Below are 24,371 nucleotides of genomic sequence, written 5' to 3' on the forward strand. Positions count from 1 at the left end.
TGCCTCTCTCACAGCTCGACACCAAGAGGCTACAGAGAGAAGCCGTTCGCGCGTATGCTGCCGACGCATGGGGGACGGCAGTGCGGACACGACTGCGGGTGACACCGCGCAGGGGGTCGACGGCACCACCGCGCGGCGGTCGGGAGGCAGCGCCGGCCGCGCCGGACGGGCGGCGTGGCGGGCGCGCATCCGCTCGTCCCGGACGGGGAAGGTCATCGGGTCGGGCGTGCTGCTCGGCGGCGACACGGTGCTGACCTGCGCCCACGTACCCGCCGACCGGAACTCCGCCGTCACCGTGGAGTTCCCCGAGATCGCGGGGGCGGAGGCGTCCACCGCCACCGTCCTCGACGGGTGCTGGGTGCCCGCCCAGGGCCGGAACGGCGACCGCGGCGACCTGGCCCTGCTCCGGGTGCACCGGCCGCCGCCGGGCGGCCACTCCGCGCCGCTGCGGCGGGCGTCGCTGCGCAACGCCCGGGTGGAGATCTGCGGCTACGCCGAGTCGGTCCGGCACGCCCAGGGCGCGGCGCTCCAGGCCACGGTGAGCATGAACTTCGGCGAGCGCGTGCAACTCCACGTACAGCCGGCCCACCTGCCGCGCAGCGGCTTCAGCGGCGGGCCGGTGCTCGACATGAACGACCCGCCCAGCGTCCTGGGCATCACGGTCACCGGGTACTTCGACTCCGCGGGGGTGGAGCCGCTCACCCTGGCGCACATGATCCCCGTCGAGACGATCGTCAGGTACCTGCCCCGGGTGCGGGACTGGGGGGTCAGCGGCCGCCGGGGCGTGGAGCCGCCCCTCGCCTCCCGGGCCGGCCGGCTGAGGGCGACACCCGAGGTCGAGTACGCCGAGCGGCTCGCCTCCTGGTTACGGGGCGAGGACGGCTCCCCGGTCTACGTCACCGAGGTGCGGCCCGACTCCGGCCGCGACCACACCCTCCAGCGCGCCCTGGCCCTCGCCGACCGCGAGATATCGGCGCGGGCCACGACCGTGCTGTCCACCGACCCCCTCGGCACCGTGCCCCCGGTCGGCAGCCTCGACCTGGCCGTCGACGTCCGCGGCGCGACGGTCGGGGAGGTGGTCGTCCAGGTGGCCGAGCGCATGAACCTCAAGGAGTCCGACCCCGGCCGGGCGCTGGAACGGCTGCGCGGCGAGCACCTGCCGCTGACCGTCGCGCTGCTGGGGGTGGACCGGGCCGCCGATCCGGAAGGGCTGGTCGGGCTGTGCGGCGAGTTCGCCGACCGGGGCTGCCGCCAGCTGCTGGTCCACTACGGTCCCGGCCCCCGGATCGACCAGGAGGAGCTGGCCCTGCGGCACCGCATGGGCGAACTGGCCGGACGGCTCGGTGCCCTCGACGAGCGGCTGCGGGAGCTGATACCGGCCGCGCACCGGCTGGCCGGCGTGTCCCCGCCGCACCGTGCCGTGACCCGGCTGCACATGGACCTGGCGCTGCTGCGGCACGCCCACCGCGGCGGCGACGGCCCGCCGCCGCGGCAGGTCCATGCCGCGCTGGAGGCCCTGGAGCGGCGGGCACGGCGGGCGGAGAGCGACGCCGCCGAGACCCGCGAGCGGGCCGAGCGGGGCTACGAGCGGCGGGCCGTGCTCCGCGGGGAGCTGCGGACCTACCGCCAGCTGGCCGTCCGGCACGGCCGCATCGAGGACGTCGACCTGGACCGCGAGTACCGCACGGCCCACCGGGCGCTCCACACCGGCCGGTTCGAGGAGCAGGGGGCCGCGGCGGCGGTCGCCCGCTATGTGGCCGTCGTCCGCCGCGCGCTGGGCTGGCCGCCGCAGGACGCGGAACCGGCGCGGGACACCGACCCGGCGGGGGCGGCGGCCCCGGCGGCCCCGGTGGCCCCGGCGGAGCAGGCCCCGGAGCGTGCCGGGGCGGAGGGCACGGGTGCGGAGGGGGAGCGGTGAACCGGGGACCGGTGCCGGACAGCGCGCCGTCCGGTGTGCCGGGCGGCACGGAGACCGGCACCGCCGCGGAGGGCCGCGGACTGCTGGCCCTGCCCGGACTCCCGCCGCCCGCCGACCCGTTCGCCCTCGTCCGGACGGACCCGGCCCCGCCGCGCCAGGGGCGCCCCTGCGGGAACCGGTCGTGCCGCCTGCCGGTCGGCCGGCACTACCCGGGGACGGTGGTCCGGTACGAGGGCTACTGCGCGGAGTGCGGCACCCCGTACTCCCTGCTGCCCCAGCTCAGACCGGGGGAGCCGCTGGACGGCGGGCGCTACGAGGTGCGCGGTCCGCTGGCGCACGGCGGTCTGGGCTGGGTCTACCTGGCGGTCGACACCCGGCTGCGGGACCGTCCGATCGTCCTCAAGGGCGTGCTCAACCCGCACGACGCCGAGGCGCGGGAGCGCATGCTGGAGGAGCGGAACCAGCTGATCGCCCTCAGCCACGAGTCCGTCGTCCGCATCTACGACTACGTGCCCCACCGGCCCGAGGACGGCCGGATCGCCGCCGACTACATCGTGATGGAGTACGTCGGCGGGAAGTCGCTGCGGACGGTCCTGGAGGACACGGAGCGCGGCCGGCCGCCCTTCGGCCCCGGCCGGCCGCTGACCCTGGAGCACGTCGCCCGCTACGGCTGTCAGATCCTGGCCGCGCTGGCGTTCCTGCACGACCGGGGGCTGGTCTACTCCGACATGAAGCCCGACAACGTCATACACCGCGGCACCGGGGTGGTGCTCATCGACCTGGGCGGGGTGCAGCGGCTGGACGACGGCCGTACCCCCGTCACCACCGAGCGCTACGCGGCCCCCGAGACCGGCCCGGGCCGGGGGGCGCCCACCGTCGCGCACGATCTGTACACCGTCGGCCGCACCCTGGAGGAGCTGGCCGGGGCGGCCGTCGACGGACACGCCGAGTACGCCGGGGACGCCGGGGGCGGAGCCGGGGACGACATCGGCCGCGGGCTGGGCCACCACTCCTTCCGTCTGCTGGTGGAGCGCGCCACCCACCGCGACCCCGGACGCCGGTTCGCCTCCGCCGCCGGGATGGCCGAGCAACTGGAGGGGGTGCTGCGGGAGTTGCTCTCGCTGCGGACGAAGCGCCAGTACACCCGGCCGTCCGAGGTCTTCGAGCCCACCCCCGCCCTGCTGGACGCCGGACTGGGCGGCATCCCCGGCCCGCCGCACTGGCGGGACCGCGCGGCCCGGGGGTACCGGGGGAGACTCACCGCCCCCGTCCTGCACCCCGGCTGCCCCACCCCCTCCAGGGTCGCCGTGGGGCTGCCGGTCCCGCTGCCCCACCGCGGCGACCCGGCCGCCGTCCAGCTGCGGCTGCCCGCGCCGCCGGACCCGCGGGCGGCCGTACGGCAGATGGAACGGCTCCTGGAGGCCGAGGCGGAGTCGGAGGCAGAGGCGGGGACCGTCCCCGGGACGGCCGGCCCGGGGACGGACCGGCGGAGTGTGGAGGTACGGCTGCGGCTGTGCCGCGCCCATCTGCACATCCGGGAGGAACTGCCCGTCGGCCACCGCGACCGGGTCCGGGAACTGTCCCGCGCGGAGGGGCGGCTGCAGGACGCGGAGGAGGTCCTCGGCACCGACCGGGAGGACCGGCCCGCCCCCGACTGGCGGCTGGCCTGGCACCGCGGCCTGCTCCGGCTCGCCCGGGGCGACGCGGAGACGGCCGAGGGGCACTTCGAGGAGGTCTACGAGGCCCTGCCGGGGGAGTACGCGCCCAAACTGGTCCTCGGCTACTGCGCCGAGTGGCGCGGCGACCTGGACCGGGCCCGGCGCCTGTACAACGCGGTGTGGCGGCGCAACACCCAGCAGGGCAGCGCCGCCTTCGGCCTGGCCCGCGTCCATCTCGTCCGGGGCGAGCGCCGGGCGGCGGCCGAGGTGCTCGGCCGGGTGTCCGCCGTGTCCCGGCACTACGACGCGGCCCGGATCGCCGCGGTGCGGATCCGGGCCGCGCGGCTGCCGGACCCCGGCGGCCTGCCCACCTGGCGCGACCTGGCGGCCGTACAGCGGGAGCTGCCCCGGCTGGTGCTCGACGGCGGGGCGTCCACCGGCCCCGAACGCGACCGGCTGACCGCCGAGCTGCGCGAGTGGGCGCTGGACTGGGTCCAGCGGACCGCCGGCGACGGGACACACACCGGGGACCAGGCGCGCCGGGAGGACCGGGCGCACCTGGCGGACCTGGCCGGCGACCTGTACGGCGGGCGGCGCGGCGAGCCGGTCGCCGAGCGGGAGCTGCGGACCCTGCTGGCCCGGTCCCTCGGTGCGCTCGCCCGGCTGCCCGGCACCACCCGGGCGGAGAGCGAGCACCTCGTGGACTGCGCCAACGCGGTGCTGCCCCGCACCTGGTTCGTCCTCCCGGGCCGGGAGGCGGCCCGGTGAACCGCCCGCCGCCCCGCCCGGCCCCTCCGCCGCCCGCCGGCCCGGTGCCCGGCCGGTCCCGGCTGGAGCTGAACGTGTCGTCCTCCACCCACGAGCTCTACGCCGGGCACGACGGCCGGGGCGCGCCGGGCGACCACGAGGTGCATGTGATCGTGGAGGTCCGGGCGGCGGGCCTGGGCACGGTGCCGCGCCGGCCGGCCGAGCACTGCGAGATCGTGGTCATCGACTGCTCGGGCTCCATGGCCCATCCCACCCTCGACAAGATCGCGGCGGCCCGGAGAGCCGCCGCCGAGGCCGTCGGGATGCTGCCGGACGGCACCCACTTCGCCCTGGTGGAGGGCACGGACACGGCGCGCGTCGCCTACCCCTGGGGAGATCCGTCGGCTCCCGCCACCGTCGCCGCCTCACCCGCCACCCGCGCCGAGGGCAGCCGTACGGCCCGGGTGCTGGACGCCCACGGCGGCACCCGGATATCGGCCTGGCTGGATCTGGCCCGGCGGCTGTTCACCGCCCGGCCCGAGGCGGTCTTCCGGCACGTCCTGCTGCTCACCGACGGCCGTGACGAGCACGGCCGGGCCGAGGAGCTGCGGCGCGTCCTGGACGACTGCGCGGGCGAGTTCAGCTGTGACGCCCTGGGCATCGGCGACGACTGGGACGCCGCCCAGCTCCAGATGGTCGCCGACCGGCTGCACGGCCGGGCCGAGGCCGTCGTCGCCGGCGGCCCCGGGGCCGCCGGCGAGACGGGCGCCCAGCTCACCCGGCTGTTCCGGGAGCTGGTCGGGGCGGCCACCCGCCGGACGCTGCCCAGGCTGGTGGTGGGGGTGCGCGTCGGGCCGTATCTGACGGTCACCCTCTTCCGGCAGGTCTACCCGACGGTGGCGGACCTGACGGACACCGCCGTCCAGGACGGTGACCGGCTGCGCGTCGGCACCGGGGCGTGGGGCGACGAGACCCGCTGGTACGAGCTGCGGCTGCGCGTCGACCCCGACCACGCCGGACCGCCGGGCGCGGGCACGGGCGCGGTACGGATCGCCTCCCTGTGGCTGGAGGCCGAGGGGGAGGCGGCCGGGGGAGTGGAGCTGCCGGAGGAGGTCCCCGTCACCGTCCGGTGGACCGACGAGCCCCCGCCCCTGACCGACCCCGGCGGCGCCGGCTGGCACTTCCTGCGCCACGCCGAGCTGGGGGAGGCGTCCCGGGCCGGTTCCGCCGCCCTCGTCCGGGGTGACGTGGCCACCGCCGAACGGGAGCTGGGCCGGGCCGTGCGGCTGGCGGACGAACTCGGCGACACCGAACAGCTCGCCCGGCTGGGCGCCCTGGTGGTCGTCGAGAACGCCGCCACCGGCCAGGTGCGGATCCGGGACGCCGTCGAGCCGGGGAACATCCAGGCCGTCATCGCCGGAAGCACCCACACCACGACCCCGCCCCCCGTCCTCCCGCCGGCCGGCAGGAAGTCCGCCGGCGGGAGGACGGGGGGCGGCGGGCCGTCCGCCGGCCGGCGGCCCGCCGACGGACGACCCGTCACCTGCCCGTGGTGCGCCGAGGTCGTACAGCCCGGCAGGTACTGCGTGAGCTGCGGACGTCCCCTGCGGAAGGAGGAGTGATGGGTACCCGGCGGCTGCTGGTGCGCCGGCTGCGCGAGCTGCTGGTGCTGGCCGCGCTCGCCACGGCGGCGCTGGCCTGGGCGTACGACGACATCCACCGGCACCCGGAGGAGGTGCGCGACCGGACCGCGCCGGCCGTCCTGGAGGTCGCCGCCGCCCGCAGCGCCCTGATGAGCGCCCATCTGGCCGCGCGGAGGTACCTGGACTCCGGCCTGGCCGACGGGACGGGCACCGACGAGGAGTACCGCATCCAGATCACGGCGGCGGTGCAGAACCTCTCGCAGATCGCCGACCGGCAGGTCGCGGGCGAGAACGGCAGACGCACCCTGAGCACCGTCAACGCCCTGCTCGCCGTCTACCAGGAGGCGATCGGCCAGGCGGTGGAGCACGCGGACGGCCTCACGGCACTGAGCGGATCGTGGTTCCTGCGCGCCGAGGACGTCCTCTACCGGCAGGAGACCGGCATCCTGTTCCGCCTCCAGGAACTCCAGCAGGCGCAGCGCCACAGGCTGGCCGAGCAGACGGTCTTCACCGGCGGCCGGTGGACGCCCTGGGCGCTGACCGGGACGGCGCTGCTGGTCCTCGCGGCGGCGCTGGCCGTGACCCAGCGCCAGCTCCACCACCGCTTTCCGCAGCGGCTGAACCCCTGGCTGCTGGCGGTCTGCGCGCTCCTGCTGGCGTCCGCGCTGCCCGCCTGGTGGGCCTGGCAGACCCAGATCCGGCTGGACGAGGCCCGCAGGGAGCTGACGGCGGTGATCGCCGCCCAGCAGCGGGCCGTGGCGGACGACAAGGCGGGCCGGGAACTGACCGCCCGGCAGATGGTGGCCCTGGTGGACAGGACGGCCGTGGCCCGTGAACGGGTCCGGCGCGGCATGGGCGCCACGTCCGGAGGTACGGGACGGGCCGTGCTGATCCCGGCCGGCGGTGCCGTGGCCGCGGCACTGTCCTGGGCCGGGCTGCAGCGGCATCTGGTCCAGTACAGGTTCCGGCCGTGAGGCGGGGACCCGGCGCGCGGAGCGCGCGTGTGGTCCGGGGCGCGCGGGGCGCGCGTGCCGTCCGTACGGCCCTGCTCGGGCTGCTGTGCCTGCTCCTGGCCCCGGCCGGACTTGCGGGCTGCGTCCGGGAGGTCGGCGGGGCCCGCCACACCCTGGTCGTCCTGGGCTCCTGGACGGGCAGGGAGCAGGAGGCGTTCGGGGAACTGCTGGACCGGTTCGAGGAGCGGCAGCGGCGGGAGGGCGTCCACGTCGAGGTCAGGTACCAGGGCACCACCGCGAACCGGGAGGTGCTGCTCTCCGACGTGCTGGCCGGGGATCCCCCGGACATCGTGGTGCTGCCGTCCCTCGGCGATCTGATCGACTACCGGCAGCGGGGCCGGCTCGAACCCCTCCGCCGGGACGTCGACGTCCGGGGCGCCTACGACCGGGGCCCCTGGCTGGCCCGGCCCCAGGGCATGGGGAAGCGCTACTGGCTGCCGGTGCGGGCCGATCTGAAGAGCATCGTGTGGTACACGGGCCGCGAACCGGACGCCTCCGACGCGGCCGTGGACAGCTGGTGCGTCGGCATGGGCTCCGACGCGACCTCCGGCTGGCCCGGCAGCGACTGGATCGAGGACATCCTCCTGCAGCAGTCCGGCCCCGAGGCATACGAGCGGTGGGCGAACGGGGAGCTGGCCTGGGACTCGGAGCCCGTCGTCAGGGCCTGGAACACCTGGGCCGACTTCATGTCCGGCGACGGCGGACGCGCGGCCCGGGCCGCCCTGGACTCCGACCACCGCGGCCCGGAGGGCGGCAGCGGACTGCTCTTCGACCCCGCCCGGGACTGCCGGCTCGAACACCAGGGCAGTTTCGCCCGGCACCTGTACGGCGAGCGGTTCCGCGACGCCGACTTCGTGCCCGCCCCGCGGCTGCTGCCCGGGATCACGAACCGCGGGAGCCGCGACCGGGAGGTGTCCGGTGACTTCGCGGCGATGTTCCAGTACAGCCCGCGGGCCGAGGAGCTGATGCACTTCCTGGTCTCCCTGGAGGCCCAGCTGCTGTGGACGAAGCACGACACCGCCTGGCAGCGCGGCGAGATCCCCTTCTTCTCCGCCCACCAGGGCATCGGGCAGGAGGCGTACCCGGAACGGGACGTGGTCGGCCGCCGTGTCGTACGGGAGCTGGAGGAGGCCGGGTACCTCTGCCTGGACGCCTCGGACACCATGCCGCCCGCGGTCCGCGGGATCTTCCACCAGAAGATCCTGGAGTTCCTCGCCGACCCCCGGCAGGAGCACCTCGCCGAGACCGGTCCCCGGCAGCGGCGCCTGGTGCCGCTGCGGCAGATCCAGGAGGTGCAGGAGCAGTACCCGCGGAGGAGCGGGCCGCTGGACGTGTGCGCGGCCCGGGCCACCGGGATGCCGTGACCGGGGGTGGCGGGCGCCGCCACTCCCACCGCCTCTCACCGCCCGTACGCGGCGTCCGGCCGGACGGGAGCGCCGGACCGGCCCGATCCCGTCCGGGACGCCCCGGGACTTCTGTTCGAGGTCGCCGCAGAAAGGGCACAAGGGGCGAACCGTTCCATCGCAATCCAGCCGTTTTCCGGGTGGGCGTGTTCCGGATCGCCGGTGCCGTACCGCCGGTACGGCAAAGTCGGGCAAATGGAGTAGACCAGAAACCGTGCAGCGTGCCGGAAGGTGGCGGTGTTTGCGGCGCGTACGGCGGCGCACGGTCCGGCCGTTACGCTCCGGTGAATTCCGGTCACTGTGCGGCGAACAGCTGTCGGCTTCTCGGCGGCGGGACGTTCCCGGCGGCCGGGAACGGCGCACTATTAGGGCTGGGTGCCCGACAGGCCGGATGCTGCGGATTCCAGCGGATTCCAGCGGGACCGGCCGCCGCCGGGTGTCTGCGGTGACCGCCGTGCGGCAGTCGGGGAGGGGAGCCCCGCGTACGCCGGCCACCACTGCCAGGGGAGAGCAGTCAGTGCGGCCGTGCCCGGTCCGGGCACCCGTGCTGCAACACCGGACGGTGCCGCCCGATCGTCACGCGCGCCGTCCTGGGGGGAGAAACGGACGATGAAGCACGTGTTCCGTGCTGCCGCGGCCTGTCTGGCCACGGCCGTACTGGTGGCCCTGACGCCGGCCGGCCCGGCCGCTGCGGACCCCGATCCCGCACCGCGCGTCGACCTGCGCGTCCTGGTCGTCGACGACGGCGGCCCCGCCGTCGGCGCGATCACCGCCGCACTGGACGGCGCGGGCACCCCGTACACCGCGCTCGAGCTGTCCGACGCCGGACGGCCCACCGTCGACGAGGACTTCCTGTCCGACACCGTGGACGGCCGGCCGCGCGCCAAGTTCCAGGGCGTGGTGCTGCCCAACGAGAACCCCTTCGGGGCCGGCTCGGCGGAGATGGCCGCCCTCGCCGCGTACGAGACGGAGTTCGGCATCCGGCAGGTGGACGCCTACACCTACGCCAGTCCCGCCGTCGGCCTCGACTGGGCGCAGGATCCCGGCTACATGGGCACCCTCGACGGGACGACCGCCGAGGTCACCGCCGCGGGGAAGGCCGGACCGTTCGGGTACCTCGACGGCGAGGTGCCCTTCGAGGACAACGACCCGCAGATCGGCGAGAGCTACGGCTACCTGGCCGTGCCGCTGGCCGACCCGCCGGGTGACGCCGTCTTCACCTCCTACGTGGACGCGCCCATCCCGGGCAGCTCCGCGCGCGGCTCGCTGGTCGGCGAGTACGCCCACGACGGCCGCGGCGAACTGGTCGTCACCTTCGTCTACAACCAGCACCAGCGGCAGTACCGGCTGCTGGCCCGCGGCATCGTGGCCTGGCTGACCCAGGACGTGCACCTGGGCGTCGACCGCAACCACTTCGCCGTCCACGTCGACGACGTCTTCGCCGCCGACGACCGCTGGAACACCGAGCTGAACTGCACTCCCGGCGACGTGGACTGCGGCGGTTCGGACGCCGGACTGGAGCCCGACCCCGTCCGGATGACCGCCGCGGACGCCCAGTACGCCGCGCAGTGGTCCGACCAGCACGACTTCACCCTGGACATGGCCTTCAACGGCGGCGGCAGCGTCACCCACCGCGCCGGGAACGGCGGCGCCGACCCGCTCGCCGACCGGCTCCTGGCCGACCAGGCCGCCTACCGCTGGATCAACCACACCTACGACCACCCGTTCCTGGGCTGCGTCCAGGACACCACCGTGGTGCCCTGGCGGTGCGAGACCGACGCCCAGGGGGACACCGTGTGGGCGAGCCGGGCCCTCATCGCGGCCCAGATCCAGGACAACCTCGACTGGGCGAGCGCCAACGACCTGACCCTGGAGGACCCCGCCGAACTGGTCACCGGTGAGCACTCCGGGCTGGTCACCCTGCCGCAGCAGCCCACCGACAACCCCGACCTCGGCCCCGCGCTGGGCGACACCGGGGTCACCTGGCTGGCCGGCGACTCCTCCCGTGAGAGCGGACAGCGCGCCCTCGGCCCGGCCCTGACCGTGCCCCGCTACCCGATGAACATCTTCTACAACGCGGGCCGCACCGAGGAGCAGGTCGACGAGTACAACTGGATCTACACCCGCGCCGCCGACGGCGGCAGCGGCATCTGCGAGACCTCGGCCAACACCACCTGCCTGGACGCCCCGCTGGATCCCCGGACCGGCTACGAGTCCTACATCGTGCCGCTGGAGGCCCGGATCGCCCTGCGCCACGCCCTGGCCAACGACCCGCGTCCGCACTTCATCCACCAGTCGAACCTGGCCGAGGACCGCATCGCCTACCCGGCCCTGGAGAAGGTCCTGGCCGACTACGCGGACCTGTTCGCCGACGACGCCCCGCTGGTCAACCTCTCCATGAGGGACATCGGGGAGGAGATGCGGCGGCGCGCGGCCTGGCGGATGGCCGTGGACGCCGGGGAGGTCACCGCCCACCGGATCGGCGACACCGTCACCGTCACCGCCCCCGACGGGACGCACGTCCCCCTCACCGCGCCGCAGGGCACCACCCGGCAGGTGAACGGCACCGGCCAGGAGTTCGGCGGCCCCTACGCAGGGCTGCGCTCCGGCTGGTCCGGGCCCGCCGGGCCGGGGCAGCCGGTGGTCTTCGACCTGGCCGGCACCCCGCAGGCCCCGCAGCCGCCCGAGGACCCGGGCACCGGGGGCTACCAGTGCCTGCCCGAACTGCTGAGCCTCCTGGACCTCCTCGGCCTGCTGGAGGCCGTGTGCGGAGTGCTGGACCAGAGCGCGGAGACCGAGGTGCCCGACGGGGTCGCCGAGCCGGTGCCGTACGGCCCGGGAGACACCGTCGCCGACGCGGACACCGGCGCGGAACCCGCCGCCACCGCCGCCGACTAGGCCCCGGTCCAGCCCGGACGATCCCGCTCTGCGCACAGGAGACAGAGAACCGCCATGCACGGACCGCTGGCCGAGCCATGCCTCGGCACCCCCTCGGTGACCCTGCTCACCGAGGGGACCTATCCCCACCACCACGGCGGTGTCAGCGTGTGGTGCGACCAGTTGGTGACCGGCATGCCGGACATCGACTTCCGCGTCGTCGCCGTCACCGCCACCGGACGGGAGAGGCCCGTCTGGGAGCCGCCCGCCCACGTCCGCGAGATCCGCACCGCCCCGATGTGGGGCCCGCCCCCGCCCGGGCGCGCCCCGCGCGGCAGCCGGCTGCGCCGTTTCCGCACCGAGCTGGAGGCCTTTCTGACCGGTCTGCTCGACCCCGGGCAGGAGGAGCTCTTCCCCGCGTGCCTGTACGCCCTGGCCGAGTACGCCGAGCGCGGCGAACTCTCGCCCGCGCTGCGCTCGGAGGACGCCGTACGGGTCCTCGCCCGGCTGTGGAACCGGCCCGCGCTGGCCACCGCCGCCGCCCGGCCCACCCTGCGCGACGCGCTGACCGCCGTCGACCTGCTGGAGCACGCGCTGCGCCCGCTGGCCGTGCCCCCGGCGACCGACGGGGTCACCCACGCCGTCAGCGGCGGGCTGGCCACCCTGCCCGGCCTGGTGGCCCACCACCGGCACCAGGTGCCGTTCCTGCTCACCGAGCACGGCGTCTACCTGCGCGAACGCTATCTGGGCAGCCGTGCGGAGCCGTACCGGTGGCCGGTGAAGGCCCTGCTGCTGGGCTTCTTCCGGCTGCTGGCGGAGGAGGGCTACCGCAGCGCCGCGCTGGTCACCCCCGGCAACCGCTACAACCGCCGCTGGGAGGAGCACGGCGGCACCCCGCCGGAGCGAATACGCACCGTCTACAACGGCGTCGACCCCGCCGCGTTCCCGCCCGCCGGACCGGAACCGGAGACCCCGACGCTCAGCTGGGCCGGCCGCGTCGACCCGATAAAGGACCTGGCCACCCTCGTCCGCGCCTTCGCGCTGGTCCGCGAGCAACTGCCCGGCGCCCGGCTGCGGATCTTCGGCGGCACCCCGCGCGGCGCGGAGTCGTACCGCACCGGACTGGAGAAGCTCGCCGCCGAGCTGGGCGTGGCCGAGGGCGTCACCTTCGAGGGACGGGTGGAGGACATCCGCGACGCCTACGCGGCCGGGAACGTGGTGATGCTCTCCAGTGTCAGCGAGGGCTTCCCGTTCACCCTGATAGAGGCCATGTCCTGCGGACGCGCCACCGTCTCCACCGATGTGGGCGGGGTCCGGGAGGCGGTGGGGGAGACCGGGCTGGTGGTGCCGCCCCGCGACCCGGCGGCCATGGCGCGGGCCGCGCTGCGCCTGCTGAACGACCCGGCCGAACGGGCCCGGACGGGGGAGGGCGCCCGGCTGCGGGTGATCGAGCAGTTCACGCTCCGGCAGACCATCAGCGCCTTCCGGGACATATACCACGAGCTCGCCGAGTCCACCGGGCACAGCGGTGGGCACGGCGGCGGGGAGCACGGCGGGCGGCCTGCGGCGGCACTGGCGGCGGGAGGAGACGGATGAGCGGGACGCTCAGACTCGTTCCCGGCGCACCGGCCCCCCGGGCTCCGGGGCCCCGCGCCCGGCACCGGCCCGCCTGGGCCACCGACCCGCTGGACGCGCTGGCCGGAGAGCTGGCCGAGGTGTGCGCCGCGGCCGTCCACCCGGACGAGATCGCCGCCCACCTGGAGGCCGGCGGGCTGACGAGCGAGCAGATCCAGCGCCGCTACGGGCGGCGCGACACCTTCGAGGCCGCGGCCGAACTGTTCGACCGGGTACCGCGCGCCTACCCCGAACCCCCGCCCGCCCCCGACCCGTGGCGGGCCGACGCGGGCACCTCCCTGCTGCGGGGCCTGGTGTTCACCCTGCCCGGACTGGGCTACGCGCTGGGCGCGCCCTTCCTCACCGGCCCGCCCGACCGGTTCGGGCTCCCGGCGGGCACGGCGGCGCTGGCCTTCTCCGCGCTCACCGGCTGGGCCTGGAACCAGGCACTCGCCCACCGCGCGTACGCGGCCCTGGCGGCGGGCGGCCGGGGCGCCGCCGGACGGGTGCTGCGCGGCGGCGCCCCGCTGGGCGCGCTGGTGGCCTTCGCGGCGGCGCTGCTGGTGGCGGCCGCGGTACCGGCGGGCGGCGCCGCGCTCGCCTTCGCGGCGGGCCAGGCGGGGTATCTGGCCGGGGCCACGGCGCTGCTGGTGCTGGGCCGCGAGCGGCTGCTGCTGCTCGCCCTGGCGCCGCTGGCCGCGGGCGCGGCCCCGCTGCCGTGGACCGATCCGCCCCCCGGACTCCGGGCCGCCGTCCTGGCCGGCACCGTCTGCGCGGTGACGGCGGCGGCGGTGCGGGAGACCGCGCGGGCCGCGGACGGCACCGGCGGCCCGGGCGGCGCGGTACGGGGGTGGACGGCGTCGCTCCCCTACGGGCTGTTCGGACTGGGCTGCGGGGTGCTGACCACACTGGCCGCCCTCGGAGACGTGCTGCGGCAGGGCGCGGACGCGGCGGTGTCCGGGCATGTGATCGTCGCCCTCAGCCTCAGCATGGGCGCGGCCGAGTGGCTGCTGTACCGCTGCCGCGGCGGGGCACTGGCCGCGCTGGCGGCGAGCACCACCACGGCGGGGCTGCCGTGGCGGACCGGTCTGGTCCTGGTCCGGTGCCTGGCCGGTTACCTCGCCGTCCTGGCCGTGCTCGTCCTGGCGGCCGGAGCGCTGTGGCCGGGCGGCGCCCGGCCGGAAGTGACGGACCCCGTCCGGACGGCCGCCGTCCTCGCCCTCGGCGCGGTGCTGTGGACCGGGCTGCTGCTCCAGGCGTTCGGGGCCGCCCGGCTTCCGGCCCTGACCGTCCTGGCGGCGGCCGGAGCGGAGACCGCCGCGTTCGGGTGGGGAGTGCCCGGGCCCCTCGGCCCGGCGGGCCCCGCCGCCGTCCCGCTCACCGTCTGCGGCACCGCCGCCGCCGTCCTGATCGTCGCCGCCGCCGTCCTGACCGGCCGGGTCACCTCCCACCGCTGACCGGTCCCGTACGAACCGCACAGCCGCACCACGGCACCACGGCACCACGAGCGAGAGCACACCGAGAGAGCAGCCGACAGAAACGGAGTACGCCCATGTCCGCAGCACCGCCGGTGGCAGTCACCGGAGCCGAGGGGTTCATCGGCTCGCACCTGGTCGAGGCGCTCGTCGCCGCCGGCCACCGGGTCCGCGCGATGGTCCAGTACAACTCCTTCTCCTCCTTCGGCTGGCTGGAGACCCTGCCGGCGGAGGTGCTGGACGGCGTCGAGATCACCCTCGGCGACGTCCGCGACCCCGGCTCGGTGAACGGCCTGGTCGAGGGGGCCGAGACGGTCTACCACCTGGCCGCGCTCATCGCGATCCCGTACTCGTACCGCGCCCCGCACAGCTATGTGGAGACCAACGTCACCGGCACCCTCAACGTGCTGGAGGCCGTACGGCACCAGGGGATCCCGCGGCTGGTGCACACCTCCACCAGCGAGACCTACGGCACCGCGCGGACCGTGCCGATCACCGAGGACCACCCGATCAACACCCAGTCCCCGTACGCCGCCTCCAAGGCGGGCGGCGACCGGCTCGCCGACAGCTACCACGCCAGCTTCGGCACCCCCGTGGTCACCCTGCGGCCGTTCAACACCTACGGGCCGCGCCAGTCGATGCGCGCCGTCATCCCCACCGTGATCGCCCAGCTCGCCGCCGGGAAGCGCACCGTCACCCTCGGCGACCTGCGGCCCACCCGGGACTTCAGCTACGTGAAGGACACCGCCGCCGCCTTCCTCGCCGTGGGCACCGCTCCCGCCGAGGCCGTCGTCGGACGCACCCTCAACGCCGGGACCGGCGGCGAGATCGCGGTCGGCGACCTGGTGGCGCTCATCGGCAAGCTCATGGACACCGAGGTGGACATCGTCCAGGACGAGCGGCGGGTGCGGCCCGCCGACTCCGAGGTGATGCGGCTGGTCTGCGACGCCTCCCGGCTGCGGGCGGCCACCGGCTGGGCGCCGCGCCACAGCCTGGAGGAGGGGCTGGCCCGCACCGTCGACTTCTTCCGCGACCCGGCGAACCTCGCCCGCTACAAGACCGACCTCTACAACGTCTGACCCGTGGCGCGCCCGCACCACGACCGCCGTCACACCCGCCGCCGCCCGTACCTCACGGAGAGGACAGCACCGATGCACGCAGTCATCATGGCCGGAGGGAAGGGCGTCCGGCTCCGCCCGTACACCACCGCCCTGCCCAAGCCGCTGGTACCCATCGGGGACCGGCACGCGATCCTGGAGATCGTGATGCGCCAGCTCGCCGGCGCCGGATTCACCAGCTGCACCCTGGCCATCGGCCATCTGGGCCACATCATCCGCGCCTACGTCGGCGACGGCTCGCAGTGGGGCCTGAGGGTCGACTACACCACCGAGGACAGCCCGCTGGGCACCATGGGGCCGCTGCTGACGATGCTCGACCGGCTGCCGGAGCACTTCCTGGCGCTGAACGGCGACATCCTCACCGACCTGGACTTCGGCGACGTGCTGCGCACCCACCGGGACTCCGGGGCGCCGCTGACCATCGCCACCCATGTCCGCACCGTCGACATCGACTTCGGGGTGCTCAGCACCGAGTCGGGAAGGGTCACCGGCTTCGCCGAGAAGCCCCGGATGGACTACCGCGTCTCCATGGGCGTCTACGGGGTCTCCCGCACCGCCCTGGCCCGCTACACCCCCGGACTGCCGCTGGGCTTCGACGAGGTGGTGCTCGACCTGCTGGCGGAGGACGCCCCGCCGTACGCCTACGAGTTCGAGGGCTACTGGCTGGACATCGGAAGGCCCGACGACTACGACCGGGCCAACGCCGAGTTCACCGCGCACCACGGCCGGCTGTTCAGGGGAGTGTGACCGTCCGGCATGCGCGTACTCGTCCTGGGGGCCACCGGCCAGCTGGGCAGGCACACCGCGGAGCACCTGCACGCCCGGCCCGGCGTGCAGGTGCTCCGCGCGGGCCGCGCCCCCGGCCCCGCCCCCCGCGGAGCGGCACCGGACCTGGCCGTGGACCTGGCCGCCGCGGACCCGGCCGAACTGGCCGGCCTCCTGGCGGACCTGAGCCCGGACGCCGTGGTCAACTGCGCGGGCGCCGTCGGCGGCGACGCCCTCCACCTCACCGGGGCCAACGCCCGCGGCCCGGCCGCCCTGTGCGCCGCCCTGCGCACGGCCGTGCCCGGCGTCCGGCTGGTCCATCTCGGCTCGGCGGCGGAGTACGGGCCGGGCGAGCCCGGACACCCGCTGGCCGAGGACCATCCCACTCGCCCGGTCGGGCTGTACGGCGCCGCCAAACTGGCCGGCACCCTGGCGGTCACCGGCTCCGGTCTGGACGCCGTGGTGCTGCGGGTGTTCAACCCGGTCGGCCCCGGCGCCCCGCCCTCCTCGCTGCCCGGCCGGCTCGCCGCCGAGCTGCGGCGGGCGGTCGGCGCGGGAGCCGGCGGCGCGGGAGCCGGCGGCGGGGGCGAGCACGGCGTGGTGCGGGTCGGCGACCTGTCGGCGTACCGCGACTTCGTCGACACCCGCGACGTCGCCGCCGCCGCGACCGCCGCCGCGCTCGTCCCCGGCCCGCTGCCCGGGGTGCTCAACATCGCGGGCGGGCGGGCCCGCCCCGTGCGGGACGTCGCCGAGGCACTGGCCCGGGCCGCCGGGTTCCGGGGGCGGATCGACGAGCGGGGCGACGGCTCGGCGCGCTCGGCCGCCGTCGCCTGGCAGCAGGCCGACGTCTCCGCCGCCGCCGAGGCGCTGGGCTGGCGGCCCCGGCGCCCCCTGGAGGAGTCCCTCGCCGACCTGTGGACGGCCGGCGCGGGGACGGCCCCGTGAACGCCGTGAGCGCCGCGGGTGCGCTCGCGCGGGAGCCCGCCGGGGCGCCGGGCCGGCTGCTCGTACCGCTGTACGTCCACCCGGCCGCGGACCCGGCGGCCTGGGCGGCGCTGCCCGGGGCCGCCGGGCGGCTGTACGGCGTCGTCCTCAACGTCGCGGACGGCCCCGGCCCGCGCCCCGACCCGGCCTTCGCCGCGGCCGCCGCCCGGCTGCGCCGCGCCGGGGTGCCGCTGCTGGGCTACGCGGACACCGACTACGGCACGCGCCCGGTGCGCGCGGTGCTCCGCGACGTGCACCGCCACCGCCGCTGGTACGGAGTGGACGGCGTCTTCCTCGACCGGGCGGCGGCCGGCGCCGCGTCGCTGCCCCGCCACCGCCGCCTGGTGCGGGCGGCCCGGCGGCTGGGCGCGGCCACGGCCGTCCTCAATCCCGGCACCCACCCCGACCCCGGGTACGCGGCGCTGGCCGATCTGCTGGTCACCTTCGAGGGGACCTGGGCGGACTACCGCCGCGCCGAGGTCCCCCGGTGGACCCGGGGCCACCCCCCGCACCGCTTCTGCCATCTGGTGTACGCCGTGCCCGGGTACCTGGACGCCGCGGTGGCCCGCCTGGCGCACGAGCGCGGCGCGGCGGTGCACTGCGCGGTGCCGGGCCGGGGCCCCAACCCCTGGCGGTCGGTGCCCCCGGCCGCCGCCCGCCGCCCCGGAGGGCCGCCGCCGTGAACCGCCGCCTCGCCGCCCTGCTGCCGCCGCTGTGCGCCCTGCTGGTCCTGGCGGGATGCTCGGGCACCACCGCGCCCGAGCCCGCACCACCGGACACCCGGTCGCCGGACCGTGCCCGCTGGCGGCCGGCCCCCGGCACCACCTGGCAGTGGCAGCTCCAGGGGCGCGTCGACCTGGCCGTGGACGCCGAGGTCTTCGACATAGACGGCTTCGAGAACGGCGCGGACACCGTCGCCGCCCTGCACGCCCGGGGCCGGAGGGTGATCTGCTATCTCAACGCCGGGGCCTGGGAGGACTTCCGCCCCGACAAGGACGCCTACCCGCCCTCCGTCCTGGGCCGGGCCAACGGCTGGCCCGGCGAGCGCTGGGTGGACATCCGCCGGCTGGACGTGCTGCGCCCGGTCCTGGCCGCCCGGCTGGACATGTGCGCCGGGAAGGGCTTCGACGCCGTCGAGCCCGACCTGCTCGACGGCTACCGCCACGACACCGGCTTCCCGCTCACCGCCGCCCACCAGCTGGCGTTCAACCGCATGGTCGCCGGACTCGCCCACGAGCGGGGGCTGTCGGTCGGCCTGAAGAACGACCTCGACCAGATCCCCGAGCTGGTGGACGTCTTCGACTTCGCGGTCAACGAGGAGTGCGCCGAGTTCGGGGAGTGCGCGAAGCTGACCCCGTTCACCGAGCGCGGCAAGGCCGTCCTCCACGCCGAGTACGCCCTGCCCACCGAGGAGTTCTGCGACGTCTCGCGCCGTCTGGGCCTCAGCTCGATCCGCAAGCGCCTCGCCCTGGACACCTGGCGCCGCACCTGCTGAGCGCGCCCGGCTCACGCCGTCCGGGCGCGCGCCAGGATCGCGCCGGTGTCCGCCCCGGCCGGGAGCGTGCCGAAGGCATGCCCCCAGTCCCCGCCGAGCCGGGAGGCGCAGAACGCGTCGGCGACGGCCGGGGTGCTGTGCCGCACCAGCAGGCTGCCCTGCAGCACCAGCGCCAGCCGCTCGGCCAGCACCCGGGCGCGCAGTTGCGCGCCGACCGGGTCCCTCAGCTCCGGCAGCAGGTCCCGCACCCCGGCGGCGGCCGCGTCCAGCCGGGCGTCGGCGCCGGCGGCGGCGTCCACCTCGGCCAGGACGGCGTCCAGCGCGGCGGGCTCCCTCGACAGGGCGCGCAGCACGTCGAGGGCCGCGACGTTCCCCGAGCCCTCCCAGATCGACAGCAGCGGCGCCTCCCGGTACAGCCGCGGCATGCCCGACTCCTCGACGTAGCCGTTGCCGCCCAGGCACTCCAGCGCCTCGGCCGCGTGGGCGCTGCCGCGCTTGCACACCCAGTACTTGGACACCGCCAGGGCCAGCCGCCGGAAGGCCGCCTCGGCGGCGTCCCCGGCGTGCGCCGCGTCCACCGCCGCCGCCAGCCGCAGGCCCAGCGCGGTGGCGGCCTCCGACTCGACTGCCAGGTCCGCCAGGACCGAGCGCATCAGCGGCTGGTCGATCAGCGCCGCGCCGAAGGCCCGCCGGTGCGCGGTGTGGTGCAGGGCCTGCCGCAGCCCGGCACGCATCCCGGCCGCCGTGCCCAGGACGCAGTCCAGCCGGGTCATGTTGACCATCTCCACGATGGTGCGCACCCCGCGCCCCACCTCGCCGACCGGCCAGACGACGGCGCCGTCGTACTCCACCTCGGCGGAGGCGTTGGAGCGGTTGCCCAGCTTGTCCTTCAGCCGCATCAGCCGCATCGCGTTGCGGGTGCCGTCGGGCAGCACGCGCGGCAGCAGGAAGCAGCCCAGCCCCTCCTCCGCCTGCGCCAGCACCAGGAAGAGGTCGCTCATCGGGGCGGAGGTGAACCACTTGTGGCCGGTGAGCCGCCAGGTGCCGTCGCCCGCGGGGACGGCCCGCGTGGTGTTGGCCCGCACGTCCGAGCCGCCCTGCTTCTCCGTCATCGACATGCCCGCGATCAGCCCGGACTTCTCCAGCGGCGGACGCGGCCCGAACTCGTAGGAGCGGGCGGCCAGCAGCGGCTCGTACCCGGCGGCCAGCTCCGGCTGTGCGCGCAGCGCGGGGACGGCGGCGTACGTCATGGAGACAGGGCAGCCGTGCCCGGCCTCGGCCTGGGACCACAGGTAGAACTTGGCGGCGCGCACCAGATGCGCGCCGGGCCGGGGCTCGGCCCAGGGCGCGGCGTGCAGCCCGTGCTCCACGGCCGTGCGCATCAGATGGTGCCAGGACGGGTGGAACTCCACCTCGTCGATCCGGTGCCCGTACCGGTCGTGGGTGCGCAGCCGGGGCGGGTACTCCTCGGCCAGCCGCGCCCAGTCCTGCACCTCGGGCGTACCGGCCAGCGCGCCCAGCGCCCGCACCTCCGCCTCGCCCCAGCCGGCGCCGTGCCGGTGCAGCGCCTCCGACAGGGCGGGCTCGTCGGCCGCGGTGAAGCCGGTCAGCTGCGGTGGCTGGTTGGTCACTTCGTGGGTGGCGCTCACGACGGCCTCCGTAGGGCGGGACGGCGGGTTCCGCACTCCGACATTACATATTCTGTGTGCATGAAGAAAGTACGTAACATCCGCTGCGGCTAGGATCGCCCTGCCCATGGACACCACGGACGGCATCCCCGACCCGGCCGCGCCACGCCCGCTGACGGCCCGCTCGGTCGTGCTCAGCACCCTGCTCGGCCACCACCCGCCGGCGCTGCCCGCCCGGGCCCTGGTACGGGTGGGGGAGGTCTTCGGGATCGCCGAGGGCACCGTACGGGTGGCGCTGTCGCGCATGGTCGCCGCCGGTGACCTCGTCCAGCGTGCCGACGGCTCGTACGGCCTGACCGCACGGCTGCTCGCCCGCCAGGCCCGTCAGGACGACAGCCGCTCGCCCCGCACCCGTGACTGGCGCGGCGTCTGGGAGATCGCCGTCGTCACCGCCGAGCGCCGGGCCGCGGCCGACAGGGGAGCCCTGCGCCAGGCCATGACCGAACTGCGGCTGGCCGAACTGCGCGAGGGCACCTGGCTGCGCCCCGCCAACCTGTCGCGGTCCCGCCCGGCCGTGGTCACCGGCCAGTGCACCTGGCTGACCGGCGCCCCCGAGGGCGATCCGGCGGCGCTGGCCGCCCGGCTGTGGGATCTGGACGACTGGGCGGCACAGGCCCGGACGCTGCTGGCCGCCGCCGGTGCCGCCGAGGAGGCCGGGGACCTGGCCCGGCGCTTCACCGTCTCGGCCGCCGTGCTGCGCCATCTGCTCGCCGACCCGCTGCTGCCCGCCGAACTGCTGCCCGGCGACTGGCCGGGGGAGGAGCTGCGGCGCCGCTACGACGCCTTCGAGGCCGACTTCCGCACCGTCCTGCGGCGCCACACGGCGGCCTGACGGGGCCCCGTTCGTCCGCGCACCGGGCGCCTGGTCCCCTCTCCGTGGCCCGAGCCCGTGCCCGGGGCGCGGGTGGGGTGCGTGCGGGGGTCGGGGCCAGTCCGGGGCGACCATTCCGGACGGCATTATTTACGGCCGTGATCGTGTCACGCTCTGTCACCCGCTCATTGGCCGCAAATAACGCTTGAGTGTCCGGAACGGTCACCCCTCCCCGTCCCCTCCCGCCGTCGCCCGACTGCCGGTCCGATTCCCCCGCGCTCCAGACCAGGCCCACTCCCGGGACGCTCCTCCGGCCGCGGGCCGCACACCCCGGACCGAACCCGCCCCCCGGGAGGGCCACCCCTGGGCCGAGCCCGCTCCCGGAACGGCCGCCCGGAGCCGGATCGGGGGGTCGGTACGGACCGGCCCGCCGGACATGCCCGCGAGCCACCCCGGCCTGCCAGGGGACACCCCCGCACACCGGGACGCACAGCAACCCGGCCGCCCTCACGGACCCGGCCGAACGACTGGCACCCCACGACGGGAGGTGTGCCTCGGCCGTCCTCACAGGCGCGGGCGCACGGCCCGCACCGCGGCACGCGCTGGTCACCCTCGCGTGCAGGGGCGAGTGGTCGGTAGTCCGGCCGCGGCCGGGGGCGTCACTCCACGTGCACAAGCGAACGGAACGGGCCGCAGGCGCGACGGGGCGTACCCGGCGACGGCGGGGAGGGGACGGGGAGGGGCGACCGTTCCGGACACTCAAGCGTGATTTGCGGCCAATGAAAGAGTGACAAAACGTGACACGATCACGGCCGTAAATCATGCCGTCCGGAATGGTCGCCCCGGACTGGCCCCGACCCCAGCGCCCACCGCACCCGCACCCGCACCCGCACCCGCACCCGTGCCCGCACCCGTGCCCGCACCCGTGCCCGCACCCGCACCCGTGCCCGTGCCCGCACCCGCACCCGTGCCCGGGCGGGCAGTGCGAGACCCGCGTCACGCGCTCAGCGCGGGGCGAGCACCACCCACACCTGGCCCCGGGCGAAGTTCAGCCGCTCCCCGTCGGGCGTGGTGAACTCCGTGCCGCTGTCCGGCGACAGCCGCGACCAGCGCGCCTCGTACGCCCGGCCGCCGCGCAGCACGGTCGCCTCCCCGGAGCCGACCGTCTCCGAGTACGGGCTGACGCCGCCGCCGCGGTCCCGGAAGCGGGAGTCGCGGATCTCCACCCGCTGGATCACGACCGTCGGGGCGCCCAGCCGGTCGCCGTCGGCGGTGCGGGCCGGGTCGCCGTCCATGGACACCAGCCAGCGCTCCTCGTCGGCCGACCAGGTGAAGGTGTAGCGGGCGCCCGGGAAGCGGACGGTCTCCTCGGTGACGGCCCGCCCGCCCTCCGGGGCCGGACCGAAGCGGAAGCCGATGTCGTCGGCCCCGCTCACCTCCTCGGGTGCGGCGCGCAGCGCGGCCTCCGGGTCCAGGTAGAGGTTGTGCGGCGCGGGCCGCTCGGCGCTGCGGGAGTACGCGTCGGGGGCCTCGGAGGGCGGCAGCAGGTGCAGTGGGGAGTCCTCCAGCACGGGGATGAGCCGGGACTGCGCCCCGGAGTAGGCCAGGGCCGGTTCGCCGAACTGCCGCAGCAGTTCGATGTCCGCCTCCCGGGCGCTGCGCACCGGGCCGACGGAGGACGGCAGCTCGCTGGAGAACACCGTCAGCAGCCGGGTCAGACCCCACTCCACCTGCTCCACGTACACCAGGTCGGCCGCGTCCAGACCCGTGTGGGGGCGGGCGCTTCGGGCGTTGTCGATCTTCACGGCGAGCACCGGGGCCGAGGGCTCCTCGACGCGCTCGCCGGTGAACGGGGAGCGCTCGGTCTCCCGGCTGCCGCCGTCACCGTTCCCGTTGCCGTTCCCGGCCGGGCAGCCCGCCAGCACGGCGGCCAGCACCACCGTCAGCAGCACCGCCGGCAGCGTCCGAGCCGTCCGTGCCGGGATCCGCCCGCTGCTTCCGCTCTCCCCGTTGTTCGCCACTCGCTCACTCGCCGTTCCTCCGGTCGGGCACACCCGCGTGTCCCCGCGCTCCCTTCCATCCCTTGACCGCGCCGCGGGTTTTCATGTCCGCTCCCCGGCCGTCGCGGGCCATGCGGGTGACGTCCCGCTCCGGGCCCGCCGGCGCACCGCCCGCGGCGGTGGCGGACCACCGGGAGCGGGTGTTCAGCCGGTGCGCATCCGTGCTTCCCGCGGCGGTCACGCCCAGTCCAGCCGGTCCGGCGATGAAGGAGGCGACCCGTTCGCCGCCCGGCCCAGGAGGACCCGCCGTGTCCGTCCCCACCGCCCCCGCTCCGGTCCCGTCCCCGTCTTCCGCCGCCTCCGGCCTCCCCGCCGTTCCCCGCCCCGCGCCCGTGCCCGCCGTCGAGCGGAGCGTCGGCGACTACGTCGTCGGCCTCGCCCGGGACGAGGCCGACGTACGGGCCGCGCAGCGGCTGCGGCACCGGGTCTTCGCCGGTGAGCTGGGTGCCCGGCTCGCCACCGCCGACCCCGGCCTGGACATCGACGGCCTCGACGCCCACTGCGACCACCTGCTGGTGCGCGAACGGAGGGGCGGGCAGGTCGTGGGGACCTACCGGCTGCTGCCGCCCGGACGGGCGCGCGCGGCCGGACGGCTCTACGCCGAGGACGAGTTCGAGCTGGACGGACTGCTGGACGGCGCCGGGCTCCGCGGCGACCTGGTGGAGGCCGGCCGCTCCTGCGTCCACCCCGACCACCGCGACGGCGCCGTCATCGCGCTGATGTGGGCGGGCATCGCCCGCTATCTGGTCCGCACCGGCCACAACTGGCTCGGCGGCTGCTGCTCCCTGCCGCTGGACGACGGCGGGGCGCTGGCCGCCGGGGCGTGGGAAGTCGTCTCCGCGCGGCACATGGCCCCCGCCGCCCACCGGGTGCGGCCCCGGCGCCCCTGGGACCCCGGCGCCGTCGAACGCGCCCCGCGCGCCGGTTCCCGGGCCGCGCTGCCGCCGCTGCTGCGCGGCTATCTGCGGCTGGGCGCCAAGGTCTGCGGCCCACCCGCCCACGACCCGGACTTCGGTGTCGCCGACCTGTACGTCCTGCTCTCGCTGCGCGACACCGCACCGCGCTACCTGCGGCACTTCCTCTCCCTGCTGCCGGAGTGAGA

Annotated in this window: 17 protein-coding genes; 15 read left to right on the forward strand and 2 right to left on the reverse strand. The window is 76.1% G+C overall.

The window, feature by feature from the left end; all coding sequences use genetic code 11:
• Positions 1 to 67 precede the first annotated feature (67 nt).
• The 13 genes from V1L54_RS26115 to V1L54_RS26175 all read left to right on the forward strand — a co-directional run bounded on the left by V1L54_RS26115 (position 68) and on the right by V1L54_RS26175 (position 18,710).
• Complete coding sequence (locus tag V1L54_RS26115) at positions 68 to 1,918, forward strand: trypsin-like peptidase domain-containing protein (protein ID WP_330120599.1); 1,851 nt, start codon at positions 68 to 70, stop codon at positions 1,916 to 1,918.
• Positions 1,915 to 4,344, forward strand: a complete 2,430-nt coding sequence (locus V1L54_RS26120; RefSeq protein WP_330120600.1) for a serine/threonine-protein kinase — start codon at positions 1,915 to 1,917, stop codon at positions 4,342 to 4,344. The genes V1L54_RS26115 and V1L54_RS26120 overlap by 4 nt, the downstream gene beginning before the upstream one ends.
• A gap of 74 nt (positions 4,345 to 4,418) precedes the next feature.
• Positions 4,419 to 5,945: a vWA domain-containing protein gene (locus V1L54_RS26125; protein WP_330120601.1), complete on the forward strand. Its 1,527-nt coding sequence runs from the start codon at positions 4,419 to 4,421 to the stop codon at positions 5,943 to 5,945.
• Positions 5,945 to 6,940 carry a GlnX family signal transduction membrane protein gene (locus V1L54_RS26130; RefSeq protein ID WP_330120602.1) on the forward strand — a complete coding sequence of 332 codons (996 nt, stop codon included), beginning with the start codon at positions 5,945 to 5,947 and terminating at the stop codon, positions 6,938 to 6,940. Before V1L54_RS26125 ends, V1L54_RS26130 begins: the two co-directional genes overlap by 1 nt.
• A 29-nt stretch (positions 6,941 to 6,969) precedes the next feature.
• On the forward strand, positions 6,970 to 8,343 hold the full coding sequence (locus V1L54_RS26135) for an ABC transporter substrate-binding protein (RefSeq protein ID WP_330120603.1): 1,374 nt from the start codon (positions 6,970 to 6,972) through the stop codon (positions 8,341 to 8,343).
• A gap of 648 nt (positions 8,344 to 8,991) precedes the next feature.
• Entirely contained in the window at positions 8,992 to 11,280 is a 2,289-nt protein-coding gene (locus V1L54_RS26140) for a hypothetical protein (RefSeq protein ID WP_330120604.1), read from the forward strand.
• A 54-nt stretch (positions 11,281 to 11,334) separates the two neighbouring features.
• Positions 11,335 to 12,855, forward strand: coding sequence for a GT4 family glycosyltransferase PelF (gene pelF / locus V1L54_RS26145; protein WP_330120605.1), 1,521 nt, complete (start codon positions 11,335 to 11,337; stop codon positions 12,853 to 12,855).
• Positions 12,852 to 14,330 (forward strand): hypothetical protein, encoded by a 1,479-nt coding sequence (locus V1L54_RS26150; RefSeq protein ID WP_330120606.1) that lies wholly within the window; start codon positions 12,852 to 12,854, stop codon positions 14,328 to 14,330. The genes pelF and V1L54_RS26150 overlap by 4 nt, the downstream gene beginning before the upstream one ends.
• A gap of 95 nt (positions 14,331 to 14,425) precedes the next feature.
• Positions 14,426 to 15,427 (forward strand): GDP-mannose 4,6-dehydratase, encoded by a 1,002-nt coding sequence (locus tag V1L54_RS26155; protein WP_330120607.1) that lies wholly within the window; start codon positions 14,426 to 14,428, stop codon positions 15,425 to 15,427.
• A 72-nt stretch (positions 15,428 to 15,499) separates the two neighbouring features.
• Positions 15,500 to 16,213 carry a nucleotidyltransferase family protein gene (locus V1L54_RS26160; RefSeq protein WP_330120608.1) on the forward strand — a complete coding sequence of 238 codons (714 nt, stop codon included), beginning with the start codon at positions 15,500 to 15,502 and terminating at the stop codon, positions 16,211 to 16,213.
• A gap of 9 nt (positions 16,214 to 16,222) precedes the next feature.
• Positions 16,223 to 17,176, forward strand: a complete 954-nt coding sequence (locus V1L54_RS26165) for an NAD-dependent epimerase/dehydratase family protein (protein WP_330120609.1) — start codon at positions 16,223 to 16,225, stop codon at positions 17,174 to 17,176.
• Complete coding sequence (locus V1L54_RS26170) at positions 17,173 to 17,898, forward strand: spherulation-specific family 4 protein (RefSeq protein ID WP_330120610.1); 726 nt, start codon at positions 17,173 to 17,175, stop codon at positions 17,896 to 17,898. The genes V1L54_RS26165 and V1L54_RS26170 overlap by 4 nt, the downstream gene beginning before the upstream one ends.
• Positions 17,895 to 18,710, forward strand: a complete 816-nt coding sequence (locus V1L54_RS26175) for an endo alpha-1,4 polygalactosaminidase (protein WP_330120611.1) — start codon at positions 17,895 to 17,897, stop codon at positions 18,708 to 18,710. The genes V1L54_RS26170 and V1L54_RS26175 overlap by 4 nt, the downstream gene beginning before the upstream one ends.
• Positions 18,711 to 18,721: 11 nt before the next feature.
• Here V1L54_RS26175 and V1L54_RS26180 read toward each other — a convergent pair whose 3' ends face one another.
• Positions 18,722 to 20,359 carry an acyl-CoA dehydrogenase family protein gene (locus V1L54_RS26180; protein WP_330120612.1) on the reverse strand — a complete coding sequence of 546 codons (1,638 nt, stop codon included), beginning with the start codon at positions 20,357 to 20,359 and terminating at the stop codon, positions 18,722 to 18,724.
• Between the two features lie 106 nt (positions 20,360 to 20,465).
• On the opposite strand from V1L54_RS26180, the gene V1L54_RS26185 reads away from it, so the two are divergent.
• Positions 20,466 to 21,230 carry a PaaX family transcriptional regulator C-terminal domain-containing protein gene (locus tag V1L54_RS26185; protein WP_330120613.1) on the forward strand — a complete coding sequence of 255 codons (765 nt, stop codon included), beginning with the start codon at positions 20,466 to 20,468 and terminating at the stop codon, positions 21,228 to 21,230.
• A 983-nt stretch (positions 21,231 to 22,213) separates the two neighbouring features.
• Here the strand turns inward: V1L54_RS26185 and V1L54_RS26190 are convergent.
• Positions 22,214 to 23,230 carry a DUF3048 domain-containing protein gene (locus V1L54_RS26190; protein WP_330120614.1) on the reverse strand — a complete coding sequence of 339 codons (1,017 nt, stop codon included), beginning with the start codon at positions 23,228 to 23,230 and terminating at the stop codon, positions 22,214 to 22,216.
• 242 nt (positions 23,231 to 23,472) lie between these two features.
• Between V1L54_RS26190 and V1L54_RS26195 the strand changes: the two genes are divergently transcribed.
• Positions 23,473 to 24,369 carry a GNAT family N-acetyltransferase gene (locus V1L54_RS26195; RefSeq protein WP_330120615.1) on the forward strand — a complete coding sequence of 299 codons (897 nt, stop codon included), beginning with the start codon at positions 23,473 to 23,475 and terminating at the stop codon, positions 24,367 to 24,369.
• Positions 24,370 to 24,371 lie beyond the last annotated feature (2 nt).

It is taken from the genome of Streptomyces rubellus (genome assembly GCF_036323805.1).
Lineage (GTDB): Bacteria > Actinomycetota > Actinomycetes > Streptomycetales > Streptomycetaceae > Streptomyces.

Bases quoted from the DNA above. Each gene is read 5' to 3' on its own strand.
- V1L54_RS26185 (WP_330120613.1), top strand. From the start codon at position 20,466: ATGGACACCACGGACGGCATCCCCGACCCGGCCGCGCCACGCCCGCTG.
- V1L54_RS26130 (WP_330120602.1), top strand. From the start codon at position 5,945: ATGGGTACCCGGCGGCTGCTGGTGCGCCGGCTGCGCGAGCTGCTGGTG.
- pelF (WP_330120605.1), top strand. From the start codon at position 11,335: ATGCACGGACCGCTGGCCGAGCCATGCCTCGGCACCCCCTCGGTGACC.
- V1L54_RS26195 (WP_330120615.1), top strand. From the start codon at position 23,473: ATGAAGGAGGCGACCCGTTCGCCGCCCGGCCCAGGAGGACCCGCCGTG.
- V1L54_RS26165 (WP_330120609.1), top strand. From the start codon at position 16,223: ATGCGCGTACTCGTCCTGGGGGCCACCGGCCAGCTGGGCAGGCACACC.
- V1L54_RS26155 (WP_330120607.1), top strand. From the start codon at position 14,426: ATGTCCGCAGCACCGCCGGTGGCAGTCACCGGAGCCGAGGGGTTCATC.
- V1L54_RS26115 (WP_330120599.1), top strand. From the start codon at position 68: ATGGGGGACGGCAGTGCGGACACGACTGCGGGTGACACCGCGCAGGGG.
- V1L54_RS26150 (WP_330120606.1), top strand. From the start codon at position 12,852: ATGAGCGGGACGCTCAGACTCGTTCCCGGCGCACCGGCCCCCCGGGCT.
- V1L54_RS26140 (WP_330120604.1), top strand. From the start codon at position 8,992: ATGAAGCACGTGTTCCGTGCTGCCGCGGCCTGTCTGGCCACGGCCGTA.
- V1L54_RS26160 (WP_330120608.1), top strand. From the start codon at position 15,500: ATGCACGCAGTCATCATGGCCGGAGGGAAGGGCGTCCGGCTCCGCCCG.